Origin of the sequence: Actinopolymorpha rutila (genome assembly GCF_013407855.1) — a bacterium.
Classification (GTDB): domain Bacteria; phylum Actinomycetota; class Actinomycetes; order Propionibacteriales; family Actinopolymorphaceae; genus Actinopolymorpha; species Actinopolymorpha rutila.
On sequence record NZ_JACBZH010000001.1, the window covers coordinates 6,145,951 to 6,172,372 of the forward strand.

At 68.1% G+C, this 26,422-nt stretch carries 27 protein-coding genes; 6 read left to right on the top strand and 21 right to left on the bottom strand.

The genetic code is table 11. The features are described 5' to 3' along the window. Positions 1-91: 91 nt before the first annotated feature. Positions 92-826 (top strand): DUF5710 domain-containing protein, encoded by a 735-nt coding sequence (locus F4554_RS27580; protein ID WP_179790381.1) that lies wholly within the window; start codon positions 92-94, stop codon positions 824-826. A gap of 1,141 nt (positions 827-1,967) precedes the next feature. Further along, the gene (locus tag F4554_RS27585) at positions 1,968-2,561 is read left to right on the top strand and encodes a hypothetical protein (protein WP_179790383.1); all 594 of its coding nucleotides are present in this window, start codon (positions 1,968-1,970) and stop codon (positions 2,559-2,561) included. Between the two features lie 381 nt (positions 2,562-2,942). Here F4554_RS27585 and F4554_RS27590 read toward each other — a convergent pair whose 3' ends face one another. From F4554_RS27590 to F4554_RS32715, 14 genes are all read right to left on the bottom strand, one after another. Then, complete coding sequence (locus F4554_RS27590) at positions 2,943-5,543, bottom strand: DEAD/DEAH box helicase family protein (protein ID WP_179790385.1); 2,601 nt, start codon at positions 5,541-5,543, stop codon at positions 2,943-2,945. A gap of 1,408 nt (positions 5,544-6,951) precedes the next feature. Then, on the bottom strand, positions 6,952-7,341 hold the full coding sequence (locus tag F4554_RS27595) for a hypothetical protein (protein ID WP_179790387.1): 390 nt from the start codon (positions 7,339-7,341) through the stop codon (positions 6,952-6,954). Then, entirely contained in the window at positions 7,341-7,625 is a 285-nt protein-coding gene (locus tag F4554_RS27600) for a hypothetical protein (RefSeq protein WP_179790389.1), read from the bottom strand. Before F4554_RS27600 ends, F4554_RS27595 begins: the two co-directional genes overlap by 1 nt. Positions 7,626-7,730: 105 nt before the next feature. After that, complete coding sequence (locus F4554_RS27605) at positions 7,731-9,881, bottom strand: hypothetical protein (protein ID WP_179790390.1); 2,151 nt, start codon at positions 9,879-9,881, stop codon at positions 7,731-7,733. 193 nt (positions 9,882-10,074) lie between these two features. Then, positions 10,075-11,340: a hypothetical protein gene (locus F4554_RS27610; RefSeq protein WP_179790392.1), complete on the bottom strand. Its 1,266-nt coding sequence runs from the start codon at positions 11,338-11,340 to the stop codon at positions 10,075-10,077. Between the two features lie 10 nt (positions 11,341-11,350). Beyond that, entirely contained in the window at positions 11,351-11,794 is a 444-nt protein-coding gene (locus tag F4554_RS27615; RefSeq protein ID WP_179790393.1) for a hypothetical protein, read from the bottom strand. A 57-nt stretch (positions 11,795-11,851) separates the two neighbouring features. After that, the gene (locus tag F4554_RS27620) at positions 11,852-12,397 is read right to left on the bottom strand and encodes a hypothetical protein (protein ID WP_179790394.1); all 546 of its coding nucleotides are present in this window, start codon (positions 12,395-12,397) and stop codon (positions 11,852-11,854) included. After that, a complete protein-coding gene (locus tag F4554_RS27625) occupies positions 12,397-12,657 on the bottom strand; it encodes a hypothetical protein (protein WP_179790396.1) in 261 nt (86 codons plus the stop codon). The genes F4554_RS27620 and F4554_RS27625 overlap by 1 nt, the downstream gene beginning before the upstream one ends. A gap of 104 nt (positions 12,658-12,761) precedes the next feature. After that, positions 12,762-13,865 carry a hypothetical protein gene (locus F4554_RS27630; RefSeq protein WP_179790398.1) on the bottom strand — a complete coding sequence of 368 codons (1,104 nt, stop codon included), beginning with the start codon at positions 13,863-13,865 and terminating at the stop codon, positions 12,762-12,764. Beyond that, positions 13,862-14,308 (bottom strand): WhiB family transcriptional regulator, encoded by a 447-nt coding sequence (locus tag F4554_RS27635; protein WP_179790399.1) that lies wholly within the window; start codon positions 14,306-14,308, stop codon positions 13,862-13,864. The genes F4554_RS27630 and F4554_RS27635 overlap by 4 nt, the downstream gene beginning before the upstream one ends. Next, a complete protein-coding gene (locus tag F4554_RS27640) occupies positions 14,305-14,565 on the bottom strand; it encodes a hypothetical protein (protein WP_179790401.1) in 261 nt (86 codons plus the stop codon). Before F4554_RS27640 ends, F4554_RS27635 begins: the two co-directional genes overlap by 4 nt. A 4-nt stretch (positions 14,566-14,569) precedes the next feature. Further along, on the bottom strand, positions 14,570-15,016 hold the full coding sequence (locus F4554_RS27645) for a hypothetical protein (protein ID WP_179790403.1): 447 nt from the start codon (positions 15,014-15,016) through the stop codon (positions 14,570-14,572). Continuing rightward, entirely contained in the window at positions 15,016-15,285 is a 270-nt protein-coding gene (locus F4554_RS27650; protein WP_179790405.1) for a hypothetical protein, read from the bottom strand. Before F4554_RS27650 ends, F4554_RS27645 begins: the two co-directional genes overlap by 1 nt. Further along, positions 15,285-15,548: a helix-turn-helix domain-containing protein gene (locus tag F4554_RS32715; RefSeq protein WP_202889485.1), complete on the bottom strand. Its 264-nt coding sequence runs from the start codon at positions 15,546-15,548 to the stop codon at positions 15,285-15,287. The genes F4554_RS27650 and F4554_RS32715 overlap by 1 nt, the downstream gene beginning before the upstream one ends. A 127-nt stretch (positions 15,549-15,675) precedes the next feature. Here F4554_RS32715 and F4554_RS27660 point away from each other — a divergent pair, with 127 nt between their 5' ends. Both F4554_RS27660 and F4554_RS27665 read left to right on the top strand, forming a co-directional pair. Next, a complete protein-coding gene (locus F4554_RS27660; RefSeq protein ID WP_179790407.1) occupies positions 15,676-16,065 on the top strand; it encodes a GntR family transcriptional regulator in 390 nt (129 codons plus the stop codon). Between the two features lie 261 nt (positions 16,066-16,326). Continuing rightward, a complete protein-coding gene (locus tag F4554_RS27665; RefSeq protein WP_179790409.1) occupies positions 16,327-17,691 on the top strand; it encodes a helix-turn-helix domain-containing protein in 1,365 nt (454 codons plus the stop codon). Here the strand turns inward: F4554_RS27665 and F4554_RS27670 are convergent. From F4554_RS27670 to F4554_RS27685, 4 genes are all read right to left on the bottom strand, one after another. Next, a complete protein-coding gene (locus F4554_RS27670; RefSeq protein WP_179790411.1) occupies positions 17,684-18,706 on the bottom strand; it encodes an NAD-dependent epimerase/dehydratase family protein in 1,023 nt (340 codons plus the stop codon). The two genes, F4554_RS27665 and F4554_RS27670, sit on opposite strands and share 8 nt — an antisense overlap. 696 nt (positions 18,707-19,402) lie before the next feature. Then, a complete protein-coding gene (locus tag F4554_RS27675) occupies positions 19,403-20,725 on the bottom strand; it encodes a competence protein CoiA family protein (RefSeq protein ID WP_179790413.1) in 1,323 nt (440 codons plus the stop codon). Positions 20,726-21,015: 290 nt separating this feature from the next. Next, positions 21,016-21,531 carry a hypothetical protein gene (locus tag F4554_RS27680; RefSeq protein ID WP_179790415.1) on the bottom strand — a complete coding sequence of 172 codons (516 nt, stop codon included), beginning with the start codon at positions 21,529-21,531 and terminating at the stop codon, positions 21,016-21,018. Positions 21,532-21,589: 58 nt separating this feature from the next. Then, positions 21,590-22,483, bottom strand: a complete 894-nt coding sequence (locus F4554_RS27685) for an ATP-dependent DNA ligase (RefSeq protein WP_337796219.1) — start codon at positions 22,481-22,483, stop codon at positions 21,590-21,592. 415 nt (positions 22,484-22,898) lie between these two features. Between F4554_RS27685 and F4554_RS27690 the strand changes: the two genes are divergently transcribed. Further along, the gene (locus F4554_RS27690; RefSeq protein WP_179790419.1) at positions 22,899-23,276 is read left to right on the top strand and encodes a hypothetical protein; all 378 of its coding nucleotides are present in this window, start codon (positions 22,899-22,901) and stop codon (positions 23,274-23,276) included. Then, the gene (locus tag F4554_RS27695; protein ID WP_179790421.1) at positions 23,273-23,530 is read left to right on the top strand and encodes a hypothetical protein; all 258 of its coding nucleotides are present in this window, start codon (positions 23,273-23,275) and stop codon (positions 23,528-23,530) included. The genes F4554_RS27690 and F4554_RS27695 overlap by 4 nt, the downstream gene beginning before the upstream one ends. 94 nt (positions 23,531-23,624) lie before the next feature. Here F4554_RS27695 and F4554_RS27700 read toward each other — a convergent pair whose 3' ends face one another. From F4554_RS27700 to F4554_RS27710, 3 genes are all read right to left on the bottom strand, one after another. Beyond that, positions 23,625-23,774, bottom strand: a complete 150-nt coding sequence (locus tag F4554_RS27700) for a hypothetical protein (RefSeq protein ID WP_179790423.1) — start codon at positions 23,772-23,774, stop codon at positions 23,625-23,627. Further along, the gene (locus F4554_RS27705) at positions 23,764-24,216 is read right to left on the bottom strand and encodes a hypothetical protein (RefSeq protein WP_179790425.1); all 453 of its coding nucleotides are present in this window, start codon (positions 24,214-24,216) and stop codon (positions 23,764-23,766) included. The genes F4554_RS27700 and F4554_RS27705 overlap by 11 nt, the downstream gene beginning before the upstream one ends. 754 nt (positions 24,217-24,970) lie before the next feature. Next, entirely contained in the window at positions 24,971-26,368 is a 1,398-nt protein-coding gene (locus F4554_RS27710; protein WP_179790427.1) for a site-specific integrase, read from the bottom strand. Between the last annotated feature and the right edge of the window lie 54 nt (positions 26,369-26,422).

The window sequence follows — 26,422 nt, forward strand, 5'->3', positions numbered from 1 at the left end:
GCCGTAGCCAACGAGCCGGGAACAACCAGAAGGCGAGAACCCCACCCATGCCCTACCAGCCGACCGAGAGCTAGGGGGAACGATGGAGCGGATGTGGCTGGACGTTCCCTTCGCGGAGAAGGAGGCGGCCAAGAAGGCCGGAGCCCGGTGGGATCCAGACGAGATGCGCTGGTGGGTTACTTCGTCCAAAGCGGAGCATGTGCAAAAGTGGCTTCCTGCCGACCCTCTCCCGGAGACGTTTCCGGGGGAGGACCGACAGTTCGGTGAAGGCCTCTTCGTCGACCTGGTTCCCCAGTCCTCCTGGTTCACCAACGCGCGGACTTGTATCGCGCAGACGGACTGGCAGCGCGTCCGACGGGTTGTGATCTTCCGGGCCGGTAAGCGATGCGAGGTCTGCCAACGCCGCGCTGAACCGGCCGTCCGTCTTTGGCTTGAGGTTCACGAGCGGTGGGCGTATGACGACGCCGAACGTGTGCAGGCGCTTCGCAGGCTGATCTGCCTTTGCTCGGCGTGCCATCTGTCCACTCACTATGGCTTCGCCCGTGTCACTGGCCGGGAGGAGGAAGCGCGTGAGCACCTAGCGAAGATCCGACGCGAGCAGGGGCTGGAGCTGGCCAGCCATGTCGGTGCCGCGATGGACCTGTGGCAGATGCGGTCACGGTATTCGTGGGCACTTGATCTGCGCATCCTGACGGAGGCGGGGGTTGAGCTACGGACGCCACCGCCGGGGACGAAGATATATCGGCCTAAGCCGCCGGTGACGCCGAAGCCCGCAGAGCGCCCGGCACGGCGCCGGTTGTGGCAGCGGCTTCTTGGATCGGCTTGATGCCGCAGCATCGACCAACTGATGCTCGCAGAGCCCACCTGGGAGGAGGCGGCACAGCCCGCGGCGTAAACGACCCTCCGCACCTACACCGGGGCATGTCGAACCCCTCACCGTAGTAACCGCGTCGCCGACGGCGGGCCCGGCCCGACAGCCATGGGCCACCTCGCGGCACTGCGTGGTGTCGGGGACGCGGTGGACGCCGAAGTGACCTCCCACATCCGGGTCGCTCTACCGCACCTGGTTGAGGACCCGGACGAGGGGTGCCCCCCGCCGCTGCCGGGCCGCGCCGCGCCGAACGGGCAGCGCTCGCCGGCGTGGCCACCGTCACCTGCTGGTACACGTAGTCGAGGCGATAGGCGCCCAGGTATCCGGGCTTCCCGGGCCCCCACACCGTCTGCGCGATGTGGTATGCGTACGCGTAGTTCAGGCGCGGCCAGGGCGCCCCGTGGGCATCGAGCGCGTCGCGGAGCCATCTCATGTCCGTCCCGACGTTGTAGATGACCACCGGACGGTCGGCGATCACGTTCAGCTGGTTCCCGGTCGAGCAGCTGCACCTGCGGGTGCAGGACCGGCCGCGATTGGTCTGTCCGGTCGGTGCAGTTGGAGGACAGGATTGAGCAGGCTTCGCGGGAGCATGTCCAGGGCGGGCCGCCAGTCCCGGGAAATCCAACGCCAGGTGCCCGCCCAGAGGTCTACCTGTCTCCGGCGGCGCGGTGATCGTTGTCGGTGCGGAGGGCCGCCTCGGCACGCCGCAGCGTCCTGGCGCGGAACTCGGCGTCGGTCAGGCCCGAGTCGTTGCCTTCGGTCAGAGTGTTGGTCCAGGCAGTCCTCAACGCGCTGGCGCGAGGCGTGAGTGATCGACCACGAGGCATCGTCTGCCTCCTTCGTTTCGGCTCCCAGTTGGGAGCGGTTGCCTCTAATACGGGTTTCTCGGCCGTTCGACCAGCTGGCCCGGGGTTTTGCGTAGGATGCGGCCCGAACGTCCGAATTGGCGCCGGCGTGTCGGGTCGGAGGACGTCCCGGCGTGTCGCAGGTGCGTCGTCCCCGGCGACGCGACCTCGCCGGCCGCGCACAAGATCGCGTGTTCAGCTGACGCGTAGCCGTCCGGCCAAGTACCGTCCGTGGGCGGCGAGGAGGGGCGTTGGGCTGGTTCTGGGAGATGAATCCTGCCGTTCAGGCAGCTGTCCTGTCCGGTGTCGTGGCCCTGGGTGTGTCGGTCATCGGATTGTTCGGCGCGATCGTGGCGCAGGGTCGGGCCGCCCGGAAGGCGCACGCGCAAGCGCTCGATCTGTTCAGGCAGGAGAGCCGCCGCCAGCGTGACCTGGCCATGCTGGCTGAGCGCCGACAGCTGTACGGGAGGTTCCTTCGGATGGCTCGGATCGTCCCGGAGGCGAAGGCAGCTGCCGCCGAGGCGATGGAGCGGCAGCGACTCGCCGACGCGGGGTCGCCGCCGCCGATCTATCAAGTCCCGCCACGTGAAGACGATGGTTGGCAAGCCAAGATCGACGAGTTACTAGCCGAACACGAACGGGCGCGGGAACAGCTGGTGAAGCTGGTCGAGTGGGAGCAGGTGCAGGAAGAAATCCGGCTACTTGCGCCGTATCCCGTCCTGCTCGCAGCACGGAGGATGGTCAAGGCCTTCGACGGCGACGACGAGGACCAGTCGCGGGCAGAGACGGACTTCCTCATGGCTGCTCGTCAGGACTTGGGCACCGATGTCGGGGCGGGTTCGTAGGCGTTCTCGGGCACCGAGGTCGGTGTGCTCGGCGAGGGAGGACGCGGGGATGGGATGGTTCAAGGCGGTCGACCCAGCGGTGCAGGCGGCGTTTGTGACTGCCTGTGGGGCGCTGCTCGGAATCGTCGGGTCGTTCGTCGGCGCCGGCCACGTCCGGTCAATTAGGGACTGTGGATCTCGGCCCAGTCCTCCAACGTGACCACACCCCAAGACGTACTCGGGGTGCTCAGTTTTCCCGGTCGACTAAGGCCCAGTTTTCACGTCGTCGACAGGTCGCATCACGATCACCGTCCGGCACTGAAGCATCGTCCGGAGGTCGCGCCGTGCCCCTGTCGCACGCCCGCCCGCTCACAGTACTGGTCGGCGAATACTGCCCTGCAATTACGTGGACGGAAAGATGGTGGCTACCTGGTCTGCCGTAACCACCCGCCCACGAGAGGGCGCAAGCAGCTTGCCTAACCAGCCGTCCTCTTGAGGCAGAAGGGCCTCGATCTTCGTTCGCGCCGCACCGCGCGCTTCGGCGTTATTGTCCCCACACAGTGCGTCGTACTGGCGAAGCCGGTCGGTCAGCATGTCGTAGAGCCGTACAGCCGCTCCGTGGTTGACTAACACAATCCTGTCATGTGCCGCTTCGGCGGCGTCGGCTGCGGAGGTGGTCGCTGGTGTGAGCAGGCAGCCGAAGACGCGAGTCTTTGCCGACCGCCTGGTTTCGACCTCGATCTGACCGAGCAGTTGGTTCACGTCGCCCCGGGAAAGCGGCTTGGGCTCGCCCTCCGGGACAGTCTTGACCTCCCAGACCCGGCGTTCTGCACGCTTGACAGTGGACCAACTCCACCGGCAGTCAGTGGCGCTCTGCTCTGTCTTAGGTGGTCGTTCCCCGCTGGCGCCCACGAGCCGGGCGAGCCTGGTTAATGCTTCGCACTGTTGGTCGTGAGTGCCGTTGAGCAGGGTGCGTCCTTCGGAGAGTACGCGTTCGAGTCGGGCACCAGTTTCACGGCGCCACTCGTCCCAGGCGAGGAAGAAGCGGTCAGTGTCGTCGGCGGTCTGTTCGTAGCCCTCAAGGTCGGCGACGGTCCGGGCCAGTCGGCGGAACCAGGTAGTGCGCGGTCCACCAGAGGTGGCCTCCTCCAACGCCTTACGTGCAGCGGCTAAATCCTGGGAGCGTCCGCGGTCGAAGTGGGCGTGGGCCTCCACGTAGCGCCAAAACGCGGCGTGCTCGGTCTCGCCGGCCTTGGCAAGTTGAGCGGCTGCCTCGGTCGCCTTCTTGGCCGCGCCTGCGTGATCGCCGAGCCATAGATCAGTGGCCGCAGCAACCTCCGCCTCGGCGCTCGACACGTCGCTACTTCCACTGATGTTGCGACCAGGCCTCGCCCTGCGGCGAGCAGTCGCTGAGGTTGAGGTCTCCGCCGAGGTCTGGATCTGCGTGACCGACCGCCAGAAGGCCTCGCAGGCGCGCAGGGTGCCCTCCCAGCCCTGGTCGTAGGTCTCCAACGCGCCGCGGATCGTGGGCTCGGTGCTTGGGGGGATCGACTTGCGGACGGCCGGGTCAGCGAGCATCTGCGCGAAGCTGGGATCGAGCCCGAGGTAGAGGGATCGGTCCGCTGGTTCGCGATTGGCGCGACCCAGTGCCTGGGTAATTCGCTGACCGACGCGGTGGCGCATGAAGCTAGCGTCGCCGAGGTAAGCGACGACGAACCGCTCGAACTCACTGCTGGCCTGTGGCACGGTGGTGATGACGACCAGCTTGCACAGGTCGCCCGCGAGGTCGAGTCCGTCGTAACGGCCAGCAGTGATCAAGTGCCCGTTAGCGGCCCGACTCCAGGTGTCGACCATCGAGTCGTCGCCGGGACGAAGACGGTAGGCCCGCTCCCCGTTTGCTGTGAGCGTCTCCTGGAGGGTGTCAGCCTCAGCGTGGCTGGCGCACAACCAGGCGGCTCGCCCGCCGGCAGCCTGGGCTTGGGCGAGGGCCCAGCCGAGGACGTTCGGATCGGACGGGGGCTCGACACTGGGGTTAAGTACCAGCAGCCGCTCGCCCGTCGCACCGGTCGGAAGCGGGGCGGCCGTGCTAAGGCGTGTCACCGGGCCGCCGCCAATCCGGCGCCCAAGGTCGTCCATCGAGCCGAGAGTGGCTGACAGATAGATCCGCTGCTTCGCACGGCTGTATTGGGGGTTAAGCGCGGTCGGCGGGTGGTACGGACGGATTTCCACTCCGGAGGGGCCGATTAGGACGCCGCATCGGCTGAGATGGTCGCGGATAGTGGGCCAGACATAGAACACCTCGTCCTTGAGCTCCCGGTCTGCGGCGAGTGGCGAGGCTTCGATGGCGTCGCGCGCCGAGCTGGCGATCGCGGCCCAGTCGCTGAAGGAGAGCAGCTCCGGCGGGGTACCGGGCCGGGCGGTGCCATCCAGCATCGCTCGCAGGCCGGGGTATGCGTCGGTGTGCGCCACCACCAGTTCGCAGATCGTTTGGTAGAGCAATCGAGCGTGGCCGAGCTTGGTTGGGATGCGCAGGGTCTGCAGCCCACTGAGGGGCTGCTCAGCAAGGTGAGCGTCGTCGAAAATGACTAGATCGGCGGGCTGCGGTACTGGGTTGCTATTGAAGTAGACCCAATAGTTCATCACGCCGACAGCCTGGGCCTGATGGTAGTCGTCGAGTTTTGCGCCGCCATAGTCTTTCGCGGCGAAGCGGACGACCTCTAGGCCCAGCGCGTCGGCTTCCTCTTCGACCCGCTCGGCAAGCTGGCGGGTCCCAGTGAGATACGCCACCGACTGTCCGCGTGCTAGGGCCTGGTCGGCAATCAGCAGGGCCACCAGCGTCTTGCCCTCGCCAGTTGGCATCTCAATAGCCAAGTCTGCGGTCTCGACGTAGCGGTCCGCGTACGAAGCCAGGACTGCGCGCTGACTAGGCCGAAGGTGGCTGAACCTCGTTGACCCGAACTCCAGAAGATTCTGCTCGAAGTCCGGGCTCGCTGCGTTCGCCACCGTCCACCCCTCCATAGGATGAAAACTCTATGGCGCGGGCGCTTGCCTTGCTGCGATTGCAGACCGGCGAGGCCACATCAGGTCAAGGCAGCTAGTGAAGTCCAGACGGCTGGTGATGAGAACGACCGCTAGGTCGCCCTCGTAAGCCGAGAACAAGCGCGTCGTTACTGTGTCGAACCCGATTACCAACTCACCCGGCAGTTGGGCATGCTTTCGTCTGCCTCGCCCGAGCCGTCCAAACCCCCGGCAGCATCTGCGCCTCCATGCTAGCCCTGCCACGAGCACGAGCAGTGTCAGGCTGCACCGTTGCCTCGCCGAGAGCGGCCGTCTAGTCGTACCGGATGGCATGACGGGCATCGGTACGGCCGGTGGTCACTAGCCTCTAGCATGCGTGTCTGGTTATCGCACTGGCCGCACCAGGAAGGCCGAGTGGCGGCCTCAACTGGTGGTATCGGGAGGTCGGCGAGCCGTGCGGCCAGTACGGCGTAGGGGCTGCGTACGCCGTCGGGGTTCTCTCGGAGATGGTTGGCGAGCTTGTCCTCCGTCCATCCGGCGTCGAGGGCAGAGCGGATTACTGGCGTAAGTCGTTCGACGGCTTGTGGCCCGATGCGCCATTCCGGGCCAAGCGCCTGAACGACGGTTGCGACCCCAGCGTCGGAGCCATTGCTGGTCCAGCGGGAGTCTCCCGTGGGGTCGTTCGGCATGGTCAATCCACCTCCTCCGTGAGGTTGGCCTGCCGGCGCGACCGGAGGAGGGGAAGGGGAGGAGGTAGGACTAGGTCTGGTAAGGGTTGACCGAACGCGTTGTGAAGTTCGGCTGGTGTTCGGCAGAACATCTACCGCATGTAAGGCTCTGACCTGCAGCGATGCATGTTCGGACGGCGGTATCGTGGTCTCACCGGCCGTATTTGTCACGGTCTCTTGATTCGAGTTTGCGCCGTAGGAAGGCTCGACTCGCTCGTTTGGTTCGGAGTTGTTCGTACGAACTTCGCCCCTAGGTTCGGGACGGGTGCGCGGTGACCGTCGGCTCGCGCCGCGGGCTCGGCGCATGCGGTCGCGGGCGGCCGCACGGTCTTGCTGGACCTCTTGGCGGGTGGGCTGGGCGCCGTCCCATTCGATGAATCGGTACCCGTCGCTGGTTGCCTCCCAAAGCCCGACGTCGACGAGCTTGCGCGCTTGTGCGGTGGTACCGCCGAGGGCGGTGACCATGTGTTTGGGGACCAGGCCGTCGGTGAGGTTCTGGGCGCTCCAGGAGCCCGCTCGTACCCAGAGGCCGACGGCTGCGTTGCCCGCGGCGACGGTCTTGTCGTTGAAGGCGAAGGTGTCGCACACCCTGAACCAGGGCATTCAGCGCCTCCTCTCGTTTTGGGTTCGGGCACGGTGGTCTGTCTTGGCCAGCTGGTGGAGGGTCATGCTGCGACCGCCTGGTGTTCGAGCTGGACGAACGTGACCGGGACCGCGCCGGGTGTATCGGGTGCGGCGTCGCGCCAGTGGTAGACGATCCAGGGCTGCCAGGAGCACTGGCAGTCGGTGCCGGGTACGGCGGGGTCGGGCGCGTCGCAGCCGGGGGCGTGGACGTCGAAGGTGACCCACGCGTGCTCGGCCGGCGCCACGACGCTCAGCCTAGGAAGCCACCATGGCTGCATCCGGATCCGCCCGTCAATCTCGCCGGTGTCAATATGGCCGATGAGCATCTCGGTGCCGTCACCGTAGACATCTTCGACGACGTTCTCGTACGCAGGGTTGTCGCTGGTGGGTGGGCCGAACAGGTCCTCGGGTGTCAACGGTTCGGAGGCCATCAGGCTGCCTCCGTCCCGCGGTCGGCGCGAAGCTTCTCCTTGCACCTGGAGCACTCGTATTCGGCCGACCAGCGGTCGAGGTGTCGGCGCATGTCGAGTGAGACCAGAGCGAGCAGGACGCCGCCGAGCAGCTGCGGCACCAGGACAGTGAGAACGAATCCGATGGCGGTAGCCGCTATAGCCAGGCTGGCCTTGCCGACGGGGGTGGTGGGCATGCCGGCGTTGATGGTTTCGGCGGCGCGGACGTACCTGGAGTCGCGGATACGGGACGAGTCGGGGTTCACTTGGTGTGCCTCCCTTGGTGGGGGTTGTGCCTGGGGGCGCGGTTCTGCTTGGCGGTAGGTGCCACGCCCCCGGGCGCGTCAGGTGGGTGGATGTCGCGCTAGTGGTTACTGCGCCTCCTGTCCGGGTCGATATGTGCCGCGGCCTTCCTTGACCACGGCGCCGTCGGTCTCGAGGGCGCGCAGAGCGCGCCAGACCTGGGTCTTGCCGTAGCCGGTGGCGTCCATCACCTCGGTCGGCGTGGTCGCGCCGGCGACGACGGCGGCGTGCACGGCTTCCCGCGCTCCCCCACCACCTGCGCCAGCTTCGGGAGGCTCGACCGCCTCCTCGGCTGGCCCTTCGGTGGCGTGGCCGCCGTCGATGACGCGGAGCGCAGGTGCTGGCGGGAAGGTGGGTACGGGCCCGATCGCGGTGAGCGCGACTTGCCCCTCGGCCGCCTCGTCCACCTGCGTGCCAAGGGTGGCAAGGAGATCTTCTTCGGCGTCGCCGTCGGTTTCCCAGGCGGCGAGTTCGTCGTCGAGGTCCTTACGTTGCTGTTCGGCGATCTCCGCGCGGTGGATGAAGGCGTGCCCGGCGGCCTTGGTGGACCACTTGTCCAGATCGCAGCCTCCGTAAGTCTCGAACATGGCGTCCGCGTCGCCGTTCTTGTCGTCGAGGAAGTCCGCGCGGAACGGTGCTGTACGTACCGACTCGGTGCCACCGATGACGTAGCCGTAGCCGGGCTCGGTAGGCAAATCGCCAGGGTTGACCTTGATCCGCAAGATGTTCTGCGCGACGGCGCCGGCGGTGCGCAGGACGAGGGTGGTGTACTGCTGTAGCAGGGAGCGGATCTTGTCGTTGCCGAACGACTCCACCGACGGATGCTGGGTAGCGGCCCAGAACCCGACACCAACCTTGCGGCCGGTACGGACGAGGCGTTCCCACCGTTCCAGGTGCTTGCTGGAGGGCCGCCAGAACACGTGGAACTCGTCCACGATCACCACGATCCCCGGCAGCTCGGGGGTGGGATTGAGACCGGGGACGCCGAGCTTCTTCATCAGCTTTCCTCGCACCGCATAGATTCGCTCGAGCGCCTCGAGGACGACGAGCTCGCGGTCCTCACCGGTCGGCGCCCAGGTGGCGTACCGCAGCAGCTGCGGCGAGGAGACCCCGTCCTGGCCGTCCAGGTAGAACACGACCGTGTGCCCGGACGCGCGTAACGAGACGGCGGCGGCGTTGAGCATCGCGGACTTGCCGGAACCCTGGCCGCCGATGATGGTGAGGTTCCGGATCGAGTTCGGCGCGTAGACCGGTACGCGGACGCGGGCGGCGCCGTCGGCGTAGGGGCCGATCTCGATCCAGGAGTGGTCACCGTCGCGGTAGTACTGCGGCCCGGTGAACGCCACGGTCTCCTTGACCGGTGAGGTGTGCACGATCGTCAACGCCAGCCGGGCCGGGTCGCGGGAGGGGTGGGGTTCGACGATGACCTCTTCGGCGCCGTGGCCGAGGCCGGAGTAGACCTTGTCCAGGTTCGCTTCGATCGTCTTGATCGACTGCTTCCCTCGCACCAGCTCGACGGTGTACTTCTCGGTGATGTCGTCGACCTCTCGGCCGGTCAGCCGCGACTTCGGCGCGACCCCGCCGTCGGTGGCGATGTTGTCGGCCCAACGCCGGTAGATCGGCGTCTCCGGTACCTGCTCCTCCCCCGCGTCCGGGAGAGGCTTGTGAGTGGGCCCGTAGATACGGATGGTGCGCCAGTACCCGGCACCGAACACGAGATCGGCCGCAGCGAGGACCGCTGCCGCATCCCAGGACGGACCGGCCCAGATCACGGCCGCCAGCCAGCAGGCGGCGAACACGGTGGCGAGGCTGACGCGGCGGTGCCACCGCCAGCGGCGCAACTTCCCGCCGCGGACGACCCACACCGTGCCCAGGCCGGCGAGAAGCAGTCCGGCAGGCACCATGGCCAGCTGGGCGCTGTAGACGCGGCGAGTTGCCCAGTCGACGAGCCAGCCAAGCCCGGCGAGCCCCAGCAGGACCGCCGCTACGTAGTGCGGGAGCAGGTGCCAGCGCAGCCGGTAGACAGTACGGCCTCGCCGACGGTGTTGCGCCTCGGCCAGCAGCTCCTCGGCGCTACGGCCACGCTGCAACACCGTCGCCGGCGAACCACTCGCCGACGTACGGCCAGCGGCCGTGGGCGTGGTGCGCTTGCCGCGACGCTGGCGGTTCGCGCCGTCCCACCACTCGCCCTCGTCGACGAGCACCAGCCGCTCCGGCACTGGTGCGGTACCACGCCGCGATGTCCGCGGCCTGGGCCGGCTGTCTGCTTGGCGCGTCAGGAATGGCACGGGGTGTCCTCCTGCCTTCGGTCGTCAGCTCTCGGTCGGTTGTCTGTTGGTCGCTGGGTCTGAATGGGGTGCCTGGCCCGGGGCCGGGTCCCGGGCCAGGCGGCTTCGTGGTGTGGGTAGGGGGCTATTCGCTCTTGATGAACTCGCGGGTTCCGGCGTCGGGGTTGGCGGCGTAGGCCTCGGCCACGCCCTGGTGGCGGTCCAGCACGCTGGAGGCCTGCTCGAAGGCGCCGGCCGCCGCGGCGAGGGATTCCTGGGCGGCGGTCAGGTGCTGCAGGGCTGGTCCGGTGACGTCGCCGGCCAGCAGTCCGCTCATCGCGGACTCGATCGAGTTCGATCCCTGCCGGGTGGCGTCCGCCATCGATGCGACGTACTGGCGGGCGGACTGGAGTCCTGTTACTTCGGCGTTTGCGGTGGTGTCCACGGTGTCGTTCCTCTCGCTCTCGCTGGTCTTGCCGCTGTCCTTGCTGGTCGTTTCGCTGGTGTCGGCCTTGCTGGTGTCGGCCTCGCTGGCACCTTCCGGCGCGTAGCAGTCCGGGTTTGGTGGCTCGTCTAGTTCGCGGGTGGCGAGGTAGCGGGCGTAGGCGGTCTGGTGGTCTGGGCGGTCGGCCGGCTCGTCGTTGAGGTGGCCGCGGGCGTACCAGTCGGCGTAGAACGGCGCTCGGTCCCCTGCGCCGGCGTTGCGGGCGTGGTCGTAGGCCTCTTTCCATAGATCTGCGTGCTCGTGCTCCCATCCACCGCCTTGGCCAGGGCTTGGTGCGGTGGGGAAAGGGATGACCCGCGCACCAACGTCACTGGGCGCTCCGTCCGTATCGGGCGAAAGGTCAGGCGGATGCGGTGCCTGCTTGGGTTCGGCATCCGGAGCCGGAGGTCGTCCGTCGTTCCTGTCGGTGCGACGTTCGCCGCTCCCGCGCGGATCGGCGGGCGGCCGCTGGTCGGGACGCGGCTCTGCTGGCTGGCGGTCTGAAGGTTCGCCGGCGGCGTCGGCGAGTTTGTGGTTCCGCTTGTCTGTGCGGGTCTGCCAGGCGTTGGCCCACCAGGCGACGGGCCCGGTGTGCCAGAGCAGGCGTAGGTGGTCCCGCATCGGCTGTGGGCCGGACGGCTCCTGCCGCTTGCGCTGCCAGGCGTCGAGCCGTTCGGCGTGGCGGACTTGCTGGCGTTGCGCGAGGCCGTCCCAGGTGTAGGCCCACATGTCGGCTGCGTACTGCCGCGCGGGGCTCCGGGCAGGCGGGGTAGTGCCCGCGGCGGCGTGACGGGCTGCACGCAGCTCCATCCGCCGTGCCCGGTAGGTGTGGGAGGGGAACTGCCGTCCGGTCACGCCGGCCCACCAGTCCGCTGCGACCCGCTGGATCAGCCCCGCGATCACCAGGGCAAAGATGAGCGCTTCCATCCTGGCCTCCTCACAGGTTGTTGATCAGGTCGCCGAGCGCCTGCGACAGCGCCGACCCGGCCGAGGCGACGGCCTCGTTGACCCGATCGGGCAGGCTGCCCATCACCCCGCCGAACGTCACCACCAGCAGCGGGAACGCCAACAGCGCCAGCCACGGCGTGACCCGGGACGGCTTGCCCTTCTTCGGGTGCAAGTCGATCGCGAGGATCCACGCCACCGCGAACCCGATCACCGCGGGCACACCGACGCCGAACACAATCTGGGTGGCGGTACCGCCGACCTTGCCGAGCGTTCCGGTCAGCCAGCCGATGACCGCGCCGAGGATCCCGGACAGGCCGGTGCCGGCGAGCAACATCAGCCAGTTCCGGGCTCGCGGCAGCTTGTTCTTGCGGATCGAAATAACACCGGCGGTGAACAAGAACGCGCCCACCGCGGCCGCGGACCATGCGAACATCACGGGCTCCCCTCGTCTGTCTGCTTCGGGTTCGGTCGGTGTGGCGCCGGGCGGGGGTCAGGTGAGCAGAGCTCGGGCGGCGTCCATAGCCAGGTGCGCGGCGAACGCGCCGGGCGGGGTGAGCACGCACAGCACCGTCAGAGCGAGGGCGGCGGCCAGCCGGGCGGGCCGCTCCAGCACCCACAGCAGGTAGTAGCCAGCGGTCAGTGCGGGCAGCGTGATCAGCACGGCGTAGGTGATGCCGAGGATCCGGCCCACCGTGTCCTGCCCGGTCCACTGGCCGTAGGCGGCGTAGTGCCACACCTGCCGCAGGCTCGGCCGTCCGGTCTCCCACACTTCCGGCGGTCGCATCCCCCGGACCACTGGCGCCAACCGGCCGGCCATGGCGCGGCACCGCTGCCGCATCGGGACGGAACTGGGCGGGTTCTCCTCGCGCGCGCTCGCGCGCGTCTCCCGCTGAGGGGCCGACGGCGAGGCGAGTGTGGCGATGGAACCAGCGGTGGAACCACGGGCGGGTATCGCGGCAGGGGGCGTGCTCGTCGACGTCGCCGGCCGCTGAGCCAAGCCGCCGGCGTTGGTTTCATCGGGTACGGGTGCGCTCATCACAACCTCCTCAGGTTCGCGCTGTGCAGGGCCTCGGCCCGCTCGATCAGGTCGTTCGCGGCCTGCTCGGCCGCCACCTGCGCCAAGTGGTGCGGCACCATCGCCAGCGCCGACCGCAGGTACTCCGCGGCCGCGGCGAAACGCTCGGCCGAGGTGTGTGCGGCCGCCATCCGCTCGTCCAGACGCCGGCGCCGGTTCACGCTGCGAGTCCGGCGCTGCAGCGGCCTGCCGGTGTTCCGGCTGCGACGATGCCCAGCCATCTCGTCTCCCCTCTGGCAGGTGGCGGTCATTGGTCGTGGTGGCAGTGCCGCCTGCCACGGTTGGCAGGCAGAGTGGCGCGAATAGAAGTAGCGGTGGCGTTCGGTCATGACACCGCCTCCTCTGCCGTCGACGTGGCGGCGCCAACTCCTTCGTCGGCAACGGCGGCGGTGTCGCTGTCGGTGGCGCTCGGCACGTCGTTGGCAGCGCCGGTGAGTTCGGTGCGCCACTCACCCGCGTACTTGCGTCCGAGAGAGGCACCGGGGTCCTTGCTGGCGGCGCGGTTCAGGTCGGCGCCACTCGGCACCCGGCCAGCGGCGATCTCGGCTTCCCAATGGCGCCGCATCGACTGCTTGGCGCCACCGGGCCGGTCGGACGTGGCGCTCTTGCGTACGTCACTGGCATGCCGGCTTGGCGCCGAGTTCGGGGTGGCGGTAGCGGTATGCCGTCCGCCTGGCAGCGCCACCAGCCCGACTGGGGTGACGCCACTGAAGGCGCCACCGACGGAGCTGGAGGCGGCGCCACTGGCGGAGTCACCTGAGTCGGCTAAGGCTGCCGACGATGCGGCGGCGCCGGTAGTCGTCACGGCGGCCTCAGGGCCGGTGGTGGCCGGAGTGGCGGTAGCAGAGTGGCGGTAGGAGCGGTCAACAGCTGCGGTGAGCCGGTGGCGTAGTTCGGGTCCGACCTCGGCGGCCGCCAGCACCAGCAGCGGCGGCACCGAGTGCAGCACAATCCCCGACGGGGATGCAGCGAACCAGGACTGCCAGGTGTTCATCACGTAGGTGGCGCCGAAGGTGAACCACTTCACGACCCTCACGGTGCGGCCGGAGGCGATTCGGTAGCGGCCGGTCTCCTGCTCGGCCCACAGCACGCCCAGCAGAACGACCGACACCATCGGGTCCAACAGCCACGCCACCGCCCACGCCAACGACCCGGCCGGGGCGTCGCCAGCAGCGAATGCCTGCACGTTCGCGGCCGTGAACCCCAGCCCGAGCAGGATGCCAGCCCACATGCACCGGTCGACACGGCGGCGAACCCGCTCCACCCGCAGCGCCACCACGTCCGGATGAACCTGAAGCCGCCGCAGCTGGGTGGCCTCCTCGGCCTCGACGGCGAGCCGCTCCACCGGCGGCACCTGGCCAGCCGCAGGAGCCGCGCGGCTAACCCGCGGCGCCGGGCGGGTGGAGGTCTGCTGGGACTGGGTGGTCATGCAGCCTCACCCGCCCGGCTGCGGCCACCACCGGGGCGACCGCGGTGGTGGGTCCCGGGCTGGGAGGTGGGGGGAACCTCACCAGCCCGGGACGACTTGGGAGTCGACGACCCGACATGCGGCGTCTCGGCGCGCAGCCTGGCCTGTACGAGTGGGCGGCGCTGGTCGGGGGTGGTGCCGCCCCAGATGCCCCAGGCATCCAAGCCACGGACCTCATGGCGTACGGCGAGCTCCAGGCACGCCGCCCGGACCGGGCACGGCCCGCACAACCGATCGGCCTCGGCGGCCAGGAAGTCCGGCGCCTGGCGTTCGGGGTACCAGGCGTCCGGGTTCGCCTCCGGCTGGCGGCACAGCCCGGACGTCGCGGTGTGCTCCTCCAGCACGCGCAGCGGCACCGCCTCCGTGGGCGCGTTCAGCGCGGTCGCCGTGTCGGTGGTGCTCATCGGGTGGCCTCCTGGGTGGGTAGGGCGCGGCGAGCGCACCGGTGGCGTTCGGACTCGGCGACCTCGCGGGCCAGATGCGCGGCGCGTTCCAGGGCCTGGGCAGCCTCGACCTCCTTCGGGTCCGGCCGACCGTCGCGGTGCAGGTGGATCGCTCCGAACCGCTCCGCTGCCAGCTCGGCGACCAGCGCCCGCCGTTCAGCAGCGACCGCGTGCTCGTCCAGCACCACAGCGGTGTGCAGGCCCACCACGACACCCATCGCGTCAGACCCCTCCCCGCGCCAGGTCCCGCGCCGACTCCGGGACGAGTTCCTCGGCCGTGCGCCGCCAGATGGCGACCTCGCCCTCCAGCCGCGCCGCGACCTCGGCCGCAATGTCCGGCCGGCCGGACGCGACATGCCCGGCCACCACTCGAGCCCGCACAGCAACGCGTTCGGCCCAGGAAGGCCAGCCCGCGCCGGCCTTGGCGATCAACTCCTGCAGATGTGTGTGGTGCCACGCCCCCGCGGCGGCGATCTCACCGGCATCGGTGGGCGGGTGGTCGACGTTGCCGTGCCAGCCACAGCCACACGCCGCGACGTAACCGGTGAAGTCCGCCGTGTCCGCCGTCCGGGTGCCCGTCAGAGACCCGTCCGGGAGCCGACCAGCGGCGTAACCCTCGTGGTCGGTGCCGATCTGCTCCGCGTACGCGCCGACATAGACAGTCCCCATCAGCCCCACCTCCCCGTGCAGCTGGGCGCGGTCGGGCGGGTAACAGCAGGGCCGGGGCGAAGCGACTGCTCCAGGGCCTCGGCGTCGGCGGCCAGCACCCGAGCGGCGGCATGGTGGTCCGCCGCGTCCGGGTCGGTACGCCAGTAGCCGGCACGGGCGGCCAGATCCGCCGCGACAGCCGCATGCTCATCAGACAGCCGGCGCAACACCTCGGCCACCAGAGCGGCCAACTGCTCGCCCACCGTCGCGGATCGCCGTTCGGCGTTCATCAGGCCACGCCACCGGCCGGCACCCAGTCCCCGGCATCGACCACTGCCTGCGTGCTCAGCGCCGCCTCGACCATGTCGTCCAACGCCTTCGCCGGCACGATCAGCCGGCCCCGGATCCGCACCGCCGGGAACTCCCCGGCGTGGATCGCCCGGTACAACGTCATCTCCGACGTGCCCAGGATCCGCGCCACCTCGGCGACGCTGTAGAACCGGCGCGGCTCCGCAGCCGCCGCCGCACTCCTGCTCCGCAGCACTGACCTCACAGCACCTCTCCCCTCACGTGGACCGGAACCCTCATCTCGAGTCACTGTAACAGCTGTATTAGCTGTATCGATACTCCAAGCAGAGGCGAGTCTCCCAGTACAGAACCCGCCTACTTAGGCTTGCCGCGTGAGCGGCAGACCCCTCGACTACTCCGACCCGCAGCAGCCCTACCAGCAGGTCGCTGCGAGCCTGCGCGCCGCCATCACCTCCGGCGACATCGCCGTCGGAGACCAACTTCTGTCCGTACGCGAACTCGCCAAGGAGTACGGCGTCTCAGGCGGCACAATCCAGCAAGCCCTGCGCGTACTCCGTGAAGAAGGCCTCATCGTCACCTGGCAAGGCCGCGGCACCTTCGTCCGCCGCCGAGGCAACGACAAGGCCGGCGGCACCGACGCGGACATCCCCACGATCATGCGCCGCCTCGACGAGATCCTCGACCGGATCGAACACCTCGAAGACCAGGTGGCCGCCGTCGAGGACGATCTGAAGAAGAAGCCTCGCCCGCCACGGCGCTGAGGCGCCCCTCCAGCTGCTCCAGCCGAGCGGCTACCACTTCCAGGCGCGCCTGCACTGCTGCAACGGCCGGGTCCTGCGTCCTACTGTCCTTCGGCCGGTTTCCAGGGCCTCTGTCCATAGAGACCCAGTCGACGCCGGCATGAACCCGCAGACCACGAACGCAGACTGCACCTAGCCTGCACTTGCCTTACAAGGTTCTTCTGCTGCGCACTCCCGATGACGAGCATGGAGCAACTTCGTCAGCGAGAGGATGGGCTATCCATGGCCGCTACCGTTGTTACCGACCCGTCTCCGGAGGGGAGCACCGTGGCCGTCTCGGGTAACGGAACTGCCGTCGATGTCGTAGGCACGTGGGATGGTCGACGAGCCAAGCTGCTGCGCCTCGCGCTGAGGTTCTCGACCGAGGCGTTCGCCGTAAAACTCGGCGTCGGTGCGCGCACCGTGTCCAAGTGGGAGAGCCAGCCCGACATCGTCCCTCGGAGCGAGCTTCAACGGGCCCTGGACACCACTCTCGAGCGAGCAACGACCCACGAGCAGGTCCGCTTCGGACTATTCCTGGCGGCTGAAGGCAACACGTCGCCGGAGCAAACTCGCCCTCTCCACCCAAAGCCGAGCGACGCAACGAACGAACTGTTCGCGACCGCCACCCGGTCAACCATGCTGGACGCCGGCCGGATCGGCTCGAGGGTCGGAGACGACGTAATCGCCTATCTCTTCGAGTACGTCCACTCCCTGTCACGCGACTACACTGAACGGCCGCTCGTCGAGGAGTTCACGGACTTCCAGCTGATCCGCGACCAGGCCCTCGGCCTACTGGACAGGACCCGCCGGCCGTCTGAACTGGCTGACCTCCAGGTGGTCATCGGCCAGTCGACCGCGATGATGGCATCGATCGGGTTCGACCTCGGCCGCTGGGACGACGCTGCGATGCTGGCTCGTTCAGCGACCATGTACGCCGAGAACGCGGGTCATGCGTCACTGGAGGCCTGGACGCTCGGACTCCAGGGGACGCTCGCATTCTGGGCCGGAAAGCCGGAGGCCTCCGTGGACCACATCGAGCGCGGGCTCACACGAGCACCATCCGGTGCCTCGCGATTCCGGCTTCGCTACATCGCCGCACGCGCCCATGCCGTGGCAGGCAACTCACACGCCGCAGCGCAGATGCTCCAAGCCGCGCAACGCGACCGTGAGGACGCCGAACGCGCCGACGACCCCCTTCAGGACGGCGTTGGCGGCGAGTTCGCGTTCGACGACGGCCGCGCTGCCGCTTGTGCCACCTCCGTCTGGCTGGCAGTCAACGACGGCGAGCGAGTCGAGCGGGCCGCAGAGCAGGCGTTGAGGCTGTACGCGCGTGACGCACCCGACCGGTCGACCGCTTCTCCAGTCTTCGGGACACGCATTGACCTCGCTGCAGGTCGCCTATTGATGGGCGACCTTGCGGGCGCCGAAGCCCATCTGGCACCCGTACTGGCGACTCCGCCGTCGGCTCGGATGTCGCTGTCCGGCCGGATGGGTACCGTCCGCCGCCTTCTTTCGCGGCCGCAGTGGCAGCGCAGCGCGCATGCCGGCGAACTGAGCAGCACGGTCTCCGACTGGCTCTCCGCCGGCCATGCAGAAGTCAGCTAGATCCGCCGACCATCGCGAGCAACTCGCGCTCACGCTCCGGGCTGAGCCCGAGCTCGACAGCTCGCTCGTGCACCTGCTCAGCTCCGGTCTCGACCAACCACTGCCACGTGTCTCGCACCGTTTCGGTCAGGGGCCGACAGTCAAGACCTGCACGAAGTGCGCGGCTGGAGTCGACTCTCCACACGCCCTCGAACGTCCGCCACAGCGGGAGCTCGGACCACTGCCGTACGCCCGCCTGGAGCAGCGTCTCCTCCGGTAGCCACACGTACTGCGGCGCTCCACCTGTCACCTGCGCGCAGGCGGCCAGCAATCCACCGAACGTCTCGCGGCCCATCGGCGCTGTGACATTGAACGGCCCGCACTCACCCGACTCAACGCACGTGAGCACGAACGCGGCCAAATCGCGGACGTCGACGGGCTGGATCGACCGCTCCTGCGGCGACGGTGCTATTACACGGCCACCCGCGGCGGCTCGTCTCAACCACCACGGAAGGCGTCCGATGTACTCACCAGGTCCGAGAACGACTCCAGGCCGCAGCACAGTCGTGCGGTCAGAGCCGAAGACTTCCCGTACGGCCGCCTCTGTGCCGGCCTTCTGGTAGCCGTACTGGGTCGGCCCGTCCTCAGTGTCCTCCCCGAAGTCCGGCCCTGCGTCCGGTGGCGCCCCAAGCATTGGCGAGTCTTCCGAGAGTGGCTCCACAGGCCAGCCAGCGTAGACGCTCACCGTCGAGATCAGCGCGTACCGCGAGGCTGTCGGCTCTAGACGCCGGGCGACATCGAGGGTATTCCGCGGGATGTAGGCCGAGGTGTCCACCACGGCATCCCACGGACCGCGCCCGGCCAGGCCGTTGACGTCCGCGTCGACGGACCGGTCTCCTCGCACCGCCTCGACGCCAGCTAGGTCCTCGCCGGACCGTCCCCGATTGAACGTGGTGACGCTCCAGCCGCGGCGGAGCGCTTGGTTGACGACCTCCCGGCCCACGAACATCGTCCCGCCCAGCACGAGCAACCTCATGCCTCGATGATGCCGCACAACCGTCCTCGGCTTGTTGGGCGCCTCTGCCGGGACGGAACCGGCCACCGAGCCCGGGCGCGCGACAGCTTAGGAGCCTTCGGAGATACCCGAGACGGTGAACTCATCCACCCAGGGTCGGTCCAGTGAACGGACCTCCATCTCGTACTCGCCCAGCCAGCGCGTGCTCGCGTCATGGTTGCCCCAAGCGCGGGCGAGCGTCTCAAGATGGCGCATCAGCTCGGGTAGGTCTTCAGGATCGGCATGAATACGAACCGGTTGATTCCGGTGTCCGGTCTCCCGCCACCGCAGCCTGACTTCAAGGCTTTCTGTAGACATTGACCGACTCCAGTTCTTGAGCTACCTGCCCTGCTCGCCGAGCGGGTATATCGCATCTTGGGACAGTAGCCGAGCCTTACCCAGATCACCTCCGGGTCCGGGGAGCACGGGTAATGGTTCGCCACGGTGGGGCTGATCGTGAGGATCAGCCTGCGCCGGAAGCACGTGCCATTGAGCCGAGATTCAACAGCATGACCGGATCATTCCCACTGGCGGGAACTCCCGAGACAAACGTCGTCCAGGGCCGTACCGCGGCTCCCGCTGGGAGCAGACAGCGAAGCGGAGGCCCAGGAGCTTAACCTCATTCCGGAAACCCTTGACCAGTTCGTCGAGCTGCCGTTTGGCGTAGCGGCGGCGGACTTACCCGGCGTCTCGTGCGCCTGCGCGGACGGCTTGGCGCGCGTCGAACCTGTTCTCGACCGTTGACCACCAGGAGTGTCGGTCGAGTCTCACGGCGGCCTTCTCGACCTCGACGTCGGCTGCGTGGATCCGCTCTTGGAGTTCGGGCGGCACCGTTGCTAGCCCGCGCGCGACGTCCCTCATCGGCGGAAGCTCCGCACGGAGGGCTGTGCGCGTGGCGTCGGCCATTTCGAAGGTGCGACGGAGGGCGATCAGATCCTCCGGAACGTCGAACCCGTTGATGTGGCGGGTCGCGGCCGTGACCGCCTCGCCTGGGATCGTCCAGTGGCTGGCGTCGATGGCCTGACCCGTGTCGCGGGGAGCTCGCTGCAACGGCGGCCGTTCGACCTCCTCCAGGTAGTGGCATTCGGGGTCGATCGGTTTACGTCGCTGCTGCGGCATCGCGCCTGGTGGCTGGGCTGCGTCGTCGGTGGGCAGCGGCTCCGGCCGACCTTGCAAGAATTTCTCCTTGTCCTGCACGGACACCCACATCCACCAGCCCCGCTTGTAGATCCGGGGCATGTACAGCTGGACGTATTCGCCGGCTGCTGTGCGGGCGATGGTGTCGTCGAGGTACAGGACGAGAGCCGGTTCCCAGAATGGGTGCCAGTTTCCGCACCGCCCGTAGCCTCGGACTGGGCATGGGAGGATGCGGTTGGAGTCGCACTTCTCCAGCCGCAGCGTGTTTACGCCGCCCCTGACGTTTAGGACCGTGGTCGGGGCCCCGACTCCGTCGCCCACCTGGTCGAGTCGGATCCAGGGTGCCCGGTCGATCGCCGCCGAGTTTGGGTCGTCGACGGTCCACAGGGGCGTGAGCCCGTCTGCGCGGGCGATGTTCGTCCGTCGGACGACTGAGTCGGGGGTGATGTGCGACAGCTGGATCTCGCAACCCAGGATGAGGTTCCCACTGCCTCGGATCGTGACGTCGGTGCGTCGCTTCCCACCCGGGCCGACATCCTCGGTGGTTGCCCGGAAGCCCGCCTTCTCCGCCGCGAGGGCGATGCGTTCCTTGAGCGCCCTGTGGCGAGGGCTCTCCGATTCGGTGGGGTGCCGGATCCCCGTGTTCTTGTGGCAGGCGATCCGCTCGCCCGTGGGTAGAACCTTTAGGTACATGTCCTGAGGGCACCCGGGATCCCTCTCGCGGCACTCCATGCAGAGAAGCACCCCGGCCTGGTAGTTCCGGTACAGCTCTTCCCACAGCCCAGGGCTCTCCGGGTGGCCGAGGTCGTCCCGACTGAGGTTGAGCACGATCTCGTACCGTTGGTGGTAAACGCTCTGGGTCATAAGATGACAGTAGCTCCGAGTACCGACGGGCCCGCCGATCGCGATAGGGCCTGGTCAGGCACACCGGAAATCCTTCGTTCCCTTGTTGGGGGCCGCCACGGGATGCCTGCAACCCTTTCGGTGCGGCTCACCGAGCTTCTCGTTAGAAGTGAACATTCTCATTGTTGTCAAGGGCGCTGCCTCCCTCCGGATCAACCGCTGTGTGAATGGAGTCGATCGGAGTAGTGAGGTGCGCGCACATTGTGCACCCCCTCTTCGCTGCCTCCTCGTACGCCGGATTCCACCTCTCGTCAGGGAGCCCGAGCCATTGGGTAGGCCCTGGCCGTGGGCGGCGAGCATGCGGGGTGGAGTCGTCCGCGTTCCATGGCGTGGAGGATCAGGTCTACGGTGTCGTCGACGCGTGCTGCGGGGACGGGTTGGAGGTGTCCGGCGCCTGTGCCGGCGTAGAGGACTTCGGCGATGCGGTGGCGGGTGAGCATGCGGGGGGATGCGTGGTGGCGGGACCGGTACAGCCGGTCCTGGATGTCCTCCCGGACCTCGGTGGGGTGGGCGGCGAGGATGGTGTCCGCACCGTCGACGCGTTCACCGCGGCGTACCCGGTCCGGTCCTTCGAGCATGGGCGCCAGGAGCTTGTCGTCGGCGGGTGCACGCCAGGTGCCGTCGCCGGTGTAGATCCCGCCGTCCGGGGTCTGGCGCACGTGGCCGTAGATGGAGTCGACCGCTTCTTCGAGCTGCTGGCGCCGCTGCCCGGTTGGGACCTCGTACCCGTCGACCGCCTGCTGGCCGTATCTGCGCTGCTGCCCCACACCCTCCTTTCTAACTCGAACGCACGTTCGACGCGACCGTTGGCCGCTGGGATGGGAGTCAACCGCATCTGGTCAGGCCTCCAGGTCCAGGTCGAGGGGCACCTCGTCGGGGGCGATGTCGCGGACCCGGAGCACGCGGACGGCGTGGCGCCAGCGGCGTCTGGCGTCTGTGGCGGTGTCGGCGCGGATCTCCACCCACGTTCGGAGCGACCTGTAGGTAGTCGGTCGGCTTGGACCGCCAGTTCGTGCTCAGCTGCGCCGGCCACGGATGCCCATCAGTCGGGGCGGCCAGCAGGGGTGCGACCGCGGCGGCCTGGCCGTCGGTCAACCTGGTGGTACGTCCGGCGTAGTGAAGTCTGCCGGTGTCGGAGGCGTACCGGCCCAGTAGCAACGTCTCCGGCCGGTGCAGGCTGCCGGTTATCCCGCCGACGATGGCGTCGGTGGTCTGCCGGGCCTTGTACTTCAACCACTCCCGCGACCCCGACACATACAGGCTGTCTGCGGGTTTGATCACCAAGCCTTCCACCCCGGCGACGGCCATCGTCTCGTACCACTCCTGCGCCACCACCGGATCCGCCGTGTGCAGCGCAAGAGTCAGCGGTGACCTGGCCGGCACCCGGGCGAACAGCCGCTCCAACACCACCCGACGAACCTTCAGCGGGCGCCGGCGAAGATCACCATCCCGTGCGGTTTCCAGCACGTCAAACACCACCAGATGACACGCATCGGTGGTGGCGAGCTCGGCCGCCTGGTGCTGGCGGGCGTAACGGTGTTGAAGTGCTGCGAAGTCCAGCCGACCCCCGCGCCAGCACACGATCTCCCCGTCCACGACCGTCCCAGTGGGCAGGTACGCGTACAACGCGCCCACGATCTCCGGGAACGCCGGGCCCAGAGGTGCCGCGGCGTGAATACACCAATACCGACGAGTCGTCCCCGATTGTGGCCAGCGCACGGTACCCGTCGAACTTCGGCTCGTAACGCCACCCGCCCGACCGGGCTGGAGGTAACCGGTCGATGCTCTTGGCGAGCATGGGCCCAATCGGCCCGGTGATACGCACAACGAGAAACCTCAGCTGATACCAGGACTGCGGTCCCACGCTACGAGCACACTTGTTGATCAGCGCCCGGGGTGCCTTCCGAAGAGCCCGCCCCACCTCCGTAGTGGCGCGGCCGGCGGGCACGAGGGTGACACGCCCCGAGCGCATGTAACGATGCCGTACCTCGACGTCACCTCGCTCGCGCTGTCCACAGGCCAGTCGCCGAGGAAATCCGGTTGGTGCCCGTAGGCTGCGACCGATAGCCAACACCCCCGGACTCAGGGCGACCCCTGACCGGAGGTGTCGTCGCTTCTGGAGAGGACTCTGCATATGGCCGAGTGGAGCGCCCTGAAGCGGTGGAAGGCTCACCTGGCTGACCGCCACTACGGAGACCATCAGCCGCCGCTGGAGTACACCTACACCGGCGACCCCGAGCCCGGCACTGGAAAGATCCACCTCTTCTGCAGCCCGCAGCCGTGGGCGGAAGGGTTGGGCTGGTTCGACCGCAAACACGTTCCGGACTTCCTGCTGCGGCCGATGTGGTCCGCGACGTGGACGGACGAGGGCAAGCCGGAGATCGCGAACTGCCCGGTCACGCACAAGCGCGGCGTGTATGAGTGGACCGCTCGACAGCCAGCCGCCGAGGTTGTTGAACTCATCGAGCACACGTCGCGGAAGAACTGCCGATCGAATTGCCGCCTCCGGTGAACCGGACCCCTGACCCCGGCTGCGGCATCCTGGAGGTCACCTTCGACCAGGGCAAGCCGCACTGGCAAGGCGCCTGGTACGACGAGTACACGGGCCTGGCGACGAAGGTCTCCGACGACCTACGCGAGGTAGTCCAGTGGGCACAGACCCAGCCCGCCGAACGGAAGGTGTTCCACGACGTCGGCAGGCCGGGCCCTGTCGATCTGGACAAGTTCGTCGCCAACCACGACCGCTACCTACACGAGCCCCACTGACAGGCGCAGCCTCACGTGGCCCCGCGGGGCGGGCTCACACTTGGGGGGCGACAGGGGAGGTACGCAGCCAGGCTGTCAACACGGCGCTGGTGCGTCACTGCTCCGATACGTCGGTCACCCGCACGGTCAGCTTGTCTGACGACGAGTCGGTCGACGCGCTCTCCTCCTGCTGGCGCGAGTAGTTCTCGCCGTTCACTTCGAGCGTGTTGATGATCGGCCCGTCGTCACCGCCGTCAACCCTCATACGTCACCTCATACGTCACCGAGGCGTCCGGCGTCTCCGTGCCCAGGTAGCCCATGTCCACCCGGTAGCTGATGTTGCAGCCTGCGGAGCCGAAGCAAGCCTTCTTCAGCGTCCTCAGCGTCAGCTTGAAGTCCTCCGCCACCGGGCTATAACCCGGCTCCGGGGCCGACGTGTCCTCTTCGACCGTCGCCGGTTCCTCGGCCGTGGTGGCTGTCGGAGCTGGCGACGCGGGCAGCGCCGCAGCAGCGGGCGGCTTGGCGTCATCCTTGCCGGCCGCGTAGCCGATGCCGAAGCTGATGCTGCCGACGAACAACACTCCGACCGCCGCGGCGAACGGCAGCCACCGCCGGATACGGTCCGAGCCGGCGCGCTCCAGGGCTTCCCCCAAGCCGTTGTCGAGGTTCCGCTGCTGCGGCGCCGAACTTGTCACCTGGTCAACCACGATCTATCTCCCCCATGTGTAAGTACCGCCCTGCGGGCGCGATGCGATCACTCCCCATTCGCGCCCTCGGTTGCATCGAGCTACGGCGCTTCCGCTCGGCGCTCGGCCTGGCCCGTGAACTACCGTCCGGCGAACGCCCGCATCAGACCGCGACGCTCATGGCGCAGCCACACGTGCGCCATGTGGACGTGGACTCGGTTGTGAAGAATCATCAGGGCGTGAAAACTCAGGCCAGCGGCAAGCCTGTACCGTTCGAATAATCCAGGGAAGCGCGCTGATGTACGCACGGAGCCAGCGCGTCTTCGATCGGGCTTGTCGGTCGTGGCGGCGACACTCTGTGCTACCGGATCCAGGTCGGGGAGGGTGCGCGGCTATGGCAGCTACCGACTTGTATGTACGGACCCCGGGTACGGCGCGGCCGGCTCGGCCAGCAGGTGCAGGGTGCCTGGGCCAGCCTAGCGAGGCTCCGCTGGAGTTCGAGTATCCGTCGATCGTCGGTGCTTACACAGCGGCGGAGTGGTTGCTGGAGCTCACCGACGTGCGCCCGCCCCAAGAGCCGGGTAGGGCTGAACGTGGAGGACGTAGCGCGGCTGGCGGTCCGGTCAGACAACCCGGCAACCAAGGCGGTAGGGAATGACGCACAGTCGATCGCTCGGCCAATCCCCAACGCTTGATCCGACAAACCTCGCGATTACAAGAGCAACCCCAAGGCCGATGATCCGTTTCACGCTCGCTGATCTGCACGTTCGCCGGCCTAAAATGCCACGCCGGGGGCCTGCCGCGACTCCGTTTCATTGACAGTTTCCCGGTCACCTTCAGGGACGCCGCGCCTGCGGAAAACCGGGTGCGCCCCCAGATCCTTGACAGCTGTGTCTCTTTGGGCTCCCGCCCGTCCCGCTGACAGTCCCGGCAGTGGCACCCGAGCAGCTAGGGCCGCGGCGGCCCGCTGGTCTGACTCGTCTCGCCAGGCCGAGTAGAAGCGCAGGGTTGTCGAGCCGCCGCCAGCGTGACCGAGGCGACCAGCGACCGTTCGCGGGTCGACGCCGGCGGCGATCAACTCGGTGGCCGAGTAGTGCCGGAGTGCGTGAAAGTGCGTTTCGATGCCGAGCCGCTTGGTCAGACGGCCGTACCGCTGCGTCACGCTGTCTGGTCGGATCTGGGTCGAGCAGTCTGGGGACAGCGAGAAGACGAAGGCATCCGCTGCGATGGTCAGTTCCAGTGCTGCCGCCCGCTCCTCGCACCGGACCCGGTGGGACCTCAGGATCTCCACGGTCGCGGCATCCAGTGCGAGGCGGCGCCGCTGGTGCGTCTTTGTGTCCTTCTCGTACATCTGACCGCCAAGCTGCGCGATGCTCCGATGCAGCGTCAGTACAGAACCGGGCAGGTTCACGTCACGCCACCGGAGCCCGCTCATCTCTCCTCGGCGAGCTCCCGTCATCATTGCCAGCCAGACGAGAACTCCCCAGTCGGGGTCCTTCCACGACTCGTTCACAATCCTCGCCGCCTCCTCGGCGGATGGTGGGTGCGGATCGGGCTTCGGAACGGCGGGGGGCTCAGCTTGGTCCACAGGATTGACCGAGATCCAGCCCCACCGCACTGCGCGCTTCAGGGAGCCGCTCAGGATCGAATGGACAACCCGGATGCTTCCCGCGGACAGCGGGGTGCAGGTATGTGGTCGGCATCGCTCGTCGCACTCGTGTCGGCCGCTGGTGCGGTGCGCGATGTACTTCCGGCCGTGGCAGTGCTCGCGGCACCGGCGCAGCTGGGCGTACAGCGAGTCGATGGTCTCGGCGTCGAGCTTGCCGACCTCGACCTTGCCGATCGTCGGGCGGATGTGCTTCTCGATCTTCCCGACGTAGCCGGCCCGCGTCGTGCGCTCGAGCTCGACCATCTCCAGCCAGCGGTCGAGCAGCTGGTTGACGGTCGCCCGGGTGCGCGGGTTCCGTCGCTCATCGACCTGGGCGAGAAGCTGCGTGCGGACCTTCTCGGCCTGCCGCGCCGCATCCCGGCCTGAAGCAACCGTCCTGCGAAGGTAATGAGGACGCTTCGTCACAGGGTCCACGCCGGCATACACACGCACCCGGTAGCCCCCGCTCGGAAGCTCCTCGATGTTTCCCCGCTGGCGTCGTCTAGGACCCGTGGCACGTGGCATGACGCGGAGTCTAGTCCGCATATGCCATGAACCATGCCACGCTGGTGATCGGCG

Excerpts from the sequence above, each read along its gene's own strand:
- F4554_RS27670 (WP_179790411.1), bottom strand. The coding sequence starts at position 18,706 with ATGAGGTTGCTCGTGCTGGGCGGGACGATGTTCGTGGGCCGGGAGGTC.
- F4554_RS27620 (WP_179790394.1), bottom strand. The coding sequence starts at position 12,397 with ATGAGCGCACCCGTACCCGATGAAACCAACGCCGGCGGCTTGGCTCAG.
- F4554_RS27615 (WP_179790393.1), bottom strand. The coding sequence starts at position 11,794 with ATGTTCGCATGGTCCGCGGCCGCGGTGGGCGCGTTCTTGTTCACCGCC.
- F4554_RS27665 (WP_179790409.1), top strand. The coding sequence starts at position 16,327 with ATGGCCGCTACCGTTGTTACCGACCCGTCTCCGGAGGGGAGCACCGTG.
- F4554_RS27595 (WP_179790387.1), bottom strand. The coding sequence starts at position 7,341 with ATGGCCTCCGAACCGTTGACACCCGAGGACCTGTTCGGCCCACCCACC.
- F4554_RS27700 (WP_179790423.1), bottom strand. The coding sequence starts at position 23,774 with ATGAGGGTTGACGGCGGTGACGACGGGCCGATCATCAACACGCTCGAA.
- F4554_RS27675 (WP_179790413.1), bottom strand. The coding sequence starts at position 20,725 with ATGACCCAGAGCGTTTACCACCAACGGTACGAGATCGTGCTCAACCTC.
- F4554_RS27630 (WP_179790398.1), bottom strand. The coding sequence starts at position 13,865 with ATGACCACCCAGTCCCAGCAGACCTCCACCCGCCCGGCGCCGCGGGTT.
- F4554_RS27625 (WP_179790396.1), bottom strand. The coding sequence starts at position 12,657 with ATGGCTGGGCATCGTCGCAGCCGGAACACCGGCAGGCCGCTGCAGCGC.
- F4554_RS27635 (WP_179790399.1), bottom strand. The coding sequence starts at position 14,308 with ATGAGCACCACCGACACGGCGACCGCGCTGAACGCGCCCACGGAGGCG.
- F4554_RS27690 (WP_179790419.1), top strand. The coding sequence starts at position 22,899 with ATGGCCGAGTGGAGCGCCCTGAAGCGGTGGAAGGCTCACCTGGCTGAC.
- F4554_RS27610 (WP_179790392.1), bottom strand. The coding sequence starts at position 11,340 with ATGGAAGCGCTCATCTTTGCCCTGGTGATCGCGGGGCTGATCCAGCGG.
- F4554_RS27640 (WP_179790401.1), bottom strand. The coding sequence starts at position 14,565 with ATGGGTGTCGTGGTGGGCCTGCACACCGCTGTGGTGCTGGACGAGCAC.
- F4554_RS27710 (WP_179790427.1), bottom strand. The coding sequence starts at position 26,368 with ATGCCACGTGCCACGGGTCCTAGACGACGCCAGCGGGGAAACATCGAG.
- F4554_RS27650 (WP_179790405.1), bottom strand. The coding sequence starts at position 15,285 with ATGAACGCCGAACGGCGATCCGCGACGGTGGGCGAGCAGTTGGCCGCT.
- F4554_RS27580 (WP_179790381.1), top strand. The coding sequence starts at position 92 with ATGTGGCTGGACGTTCCCTTCGCGGAGAAGGAGGCGGCCAAGAAGGCC.
- F4554_RS27645 (WP_179790403.1), bottom strand. The coding sequence starts at position 15,016 with ATGGGGACTGTCTATGTCGGCGCGTACGCGGAGCAGATCGGCACCGAC.